The sequence below is a fragment of the Pelomonas sp. KK5 genome, from assembly GCF_001984095.1.
In the GTDB taxonomy this organism is placed as follows: Bacteria; Pseudomonadota; Gammaproteobacteria; order Burkholderiales; family Burkholderiaceae_C; genus KK5.
In genome coordinates this window covers 1-2,910 of sequence record NZ_LYVQ01000398.1, presented here as the reverse complement: position 1 = coordinate 2,910, position 2,910 = coordinate 1, and the positions used below count along the sequence as shown (strand labels likewise).

At 71.4% G+C, this 2,910-nt stretch carries 4 protein-coding genes; all 4 read left to right on the top strand.

Features of this window, described 5'->3' with window-relative positions; all coding sequences use genetic code 11:
• A partial coding sequence (locus B0W88_RS34015; RefSeq protein WP_158080981.1) for a hypothetical protein occupies positions 1–770 on the top strand: 770 nt, incomplete at its 5' end.
• Positions 767–1,897 (top strand): hypothetical protein, encoded by a 1,131-nt coding sequence (locus B0W88_RS30910; RefSeq protein WP_077038310.1) that lies wholly within the window; start codon positions 767–769, stop codon positions 1,895–1,897. The genes B0W88_RS34015 and B0W88_RS30910, both read left to right, overlap by 4 nt.
• Positions 1,898–1,982: 85 nt before the next feature.
• Positions 1,983–2,543 carry a DUF2975 domain-containing protein gene (locus B0W88_RS30905; RefSeq protein WP_077038309.1) on the top strand — a complete coding sequence of 187 codons (561 nt, stop codon included), beginning with the start codon at positions 1,983–1,985 and terminating at the stop codon, positions 2,541–2,543.
• 1 nt (position 2,544) lies between these two features.
• Positions 2,545–2,775: a helix-turn-helix transcriptional regulator gene (locus B0W88_RS30900; protein ID WP_077038308.1), complete on the top strand. Its 231-nt coding sequence runs from the start codon at positions 2,545–2,547 to the stop codon at positions 2,773–2,775.
• Positions 2,776–2,910 lie beyond the last annotated feature (135 nt).

Sequence of the window (2,910 nt, the reverse complement as noted above, 5' to 3'; positions counted from 1 at the left end):
CGGTGGTGGAGCTGCTGGCCCGCTGCCCGCAGGACAGCGAGGAGCTGCCGGCCTGGCGCGAGGATCTGCTGGCCCTGGGCGCCTGCATCGACGCGCTGGGCCTGTGGCAGCCGCTGCTGTCGCGCCATGGCGGGGTGCTGCGCCTGGCGGCCGAGGGGGTGGCGCAGCGCCTGCCCTGGGCCTATCTGCATGAGCTGCTGGCCGCGCAGGAGCCGGTGTTCCCGATCTATGCCTGGCTGTTCCTGATGCGCACGCCGCTGGACGCGCCGATCCACATCCGCCGCATCGGCATGTCGCAGCGCACGGCCTCCAGCGACGGCCTCGACACGCTGCTGCAGCTGCCCGCGCCGCCGGCGGCCTTCGGCCTCGCGCCGCCGGACATCGGCGACCGCCTGTCGCTCGGCGCCCTGCTGCTGGCCTTCGTCGGCGCGCCGCGCGAGCTGCTGCCGCGCCCCGACCGCTCGACCCAGGACCAGCGCGCGCTGCTGGACCTGGTGATCTTCGCGGCCGCCGTGGTGGCGCAGACGGCGGACCGCCATGTGGGCCTCGGCGGCTTCCTGGACGGCCCCTCCACGGCCCAGCAGGACGAGACGCTCGACGCCATCGGCCACCGCGGCCTGCTGTGGCTCGCCGAGCAATTGCCTGCCACCGGCTTCGCCCGCGCGCTTGAGGACGAGATCCCGCGCGCCGCACAGATCCGCTACGTCCCAAAAGCGATGCCCTCGACTCCGTCCACGGGATTCGAGGGCGAGACAGGAGCACCCTCATGATGACGATGGACAGCCTCAAGAAGTGGCTCGGCAACTGGCGTTCGGGTCCGGCCGAGCAGGATATCGGCAAGGTCAACACCGCGCTGCTGCCGCTGCTCGCGCTGGCGATGACGGGCGCGCTGATCGTCGGGCTCAATGCCAACAAGGTCGGCGGCGTGCTGCTGTGGTGCGCCGCCTGCCTGGCGGCCGGCGCCACGCTGGGCTTCCTGTTCGGCATCCCGCGCAGCCTGGCGCCAGCGGGCAAGGGCGAAGACAAGGACGGCAAGGACTCGCTGGGCCGGCCCAACACCAATCTCGAGGAAGTCTCCGACTGGCTGACCAAGATCCTGGTCGGCCTCAGCCTGGTCAACTACGAGAAGATCGAGGCCCGCGTCGACACGATCTGCCGCAGCGCCGCCGCCACGCTGGCCGACCCGCCGGCGCCCGCCCAGGTCTCGATGGCATCGGCCATCGTCATCGGCTTCACGATCATCGGCTTCCTCTGCGGCTACCTGTACACGCGGCTGTTCCTGCAGGGCGCCTTCGTGCGCTCCTTCGTCAATGCCTACGGGCGCACCGTCAGCGAGGCGATGCAGGGCCGCGAGCCGGAACCGACGCCGGCCAGCGGCGAGCCGCTGCAGCCCTCTCCTTCGGACCGCCAGGCCGCCGAACGCGTGCGCCAGGCGGCGCCGGCCGGCAAGCCCGACGAGGTGCTGGCCCCGGTGCGCGCACTGGCGGCGGAGTACGAGACGATCCGCCGCGCGATGCCGGACTTCAGCGCCGAACGCACGCGCCGGATGACCGAGGTGGCCACCCGCATGCGGGCCGTCAGCCTGGCCGCCCAGCCCTACCTCGCCCAGCTGGCGCAGAGCCATCTGCCGGGCGAACGGCTCGCCGCGGTCGTGATCCTGCAGATGGCCTTCGACCCGGCGTGGATCGACTGGCTGGCCGCGCGCCTGAACGAGGAACGCGCCTTCATCGGCTACCAGGCCGCCAGCGTGCTGCTGGCCCGCGTGCGGGTGGTGGGGCCGGCCGAGGGCCAGCGCATCCATGCGGCGGTCGCCGCCGCCAAGGCCAGGATCACGCAGCCGGAAGGCGCCCGCGACGCGCTGATCGAGAACATCCTGAAGGAGGCGCCCGCGCCCTGACCGTCATCGCCTGCGGCAGATTCTGTTTTACAACGATATTTTATTGTTTTACGATAACGAAAGAGTCCAGATCCCCAGGCAAGACATGACCCCGTCACCCACCGTTCCCGGCAGCCAGGCGCGCATCCGCCGCACCGCTGCGCTGATCCGAGGCCTGTGCGTGCTGGGCGCTGCCACGCTGCTGCTGCTGCCGCCCTGGTTCTGGAACGATGCCGAGTGGGTGGCCCGCGCAGCGCGCCGGCAATGGTTCGACGCCAACCTGAGCCTGATGCAGCTGGATGCGGGCAGCCGGCTGGCCGGCCTGGCGGCCTCGATGCTGCAGTGCGTCGCCGGCCTGTGGGCCCTGTGGGAGATCTGGCGGCTGTTCGGCTGCTTTGCCGCCGGCGAGGTGCTGGCGCCGCAGCCCGCACGCCATGTACGCCGGCTGGGCTGGTCGCTGATCGCCCTGGCCGTGACGATGCCGCTGAGCGACACGCTGGCGGTGCTGGCCCTCACCTGGGGCAACCCGCCGGGCCACCGGCAGCTGATGCTGGCGGTGTCCGGCGAGCACTATGCGGCCCTGCTGTTCGGCCTGGTGCTGATGGCGCTGGGCTCGGTGCTGGCCGAGGCGGCGCGCATCGCGCGCGAGCACAGCGAGTTCGTCTGAGATGCCCATCGTCGTCACCCTCGACGTGATGCTCGCGAAACGCAAGATGAAGTCGCGCGAACTGGCCGAGCGCATCGGCATCACCGAGGCCAATCTCTCGCTGCTGAAGTCGGGCAAGGTGCGCGGCATCCGCTTCGACACGCTGGCCCGCATCTGCCGCGAGCTCGACTGCCAGCCCGCCGAACTGCTCAGTTACGTGGACGGACCGGAGAGCGACGAGGATCCGGAATGAGGCGCCGCTGGGCGCTGCTGCTGCCGCTGGCCCTGTTGCATCTGGGCGCCGGCCTGTGGCTCGCCGCCACGCCGCCGCCGCGAAAGGGCGAGGCGCGGCTCATGACGATGCGGCTGCTGCCCGAACGGCCACGCC

Coding starts and splice junctions, on each gene's coding strand:
- B0W88_RS30910 (WP_077038310.1), top strand. CDS start 767: ATGATGACGATGGACAGCCTCAAGAAGTGGCTCGGCAACTGGCGTTCG.
- B0W88_RS30905 (WP_077038309.1), top strand. CDS start 1,983: ATGACCCCGTCACCCACCGTTCCCGGCAGCCAGGCGCGCATCCGCCGC.
- B0W88_RS30900 (WP_077038308.1), top strand. CDS start 2,545: ATGCCCATCGTCGTCACCCTCGACGTGATGCTCGCGAAACGCAAGATG.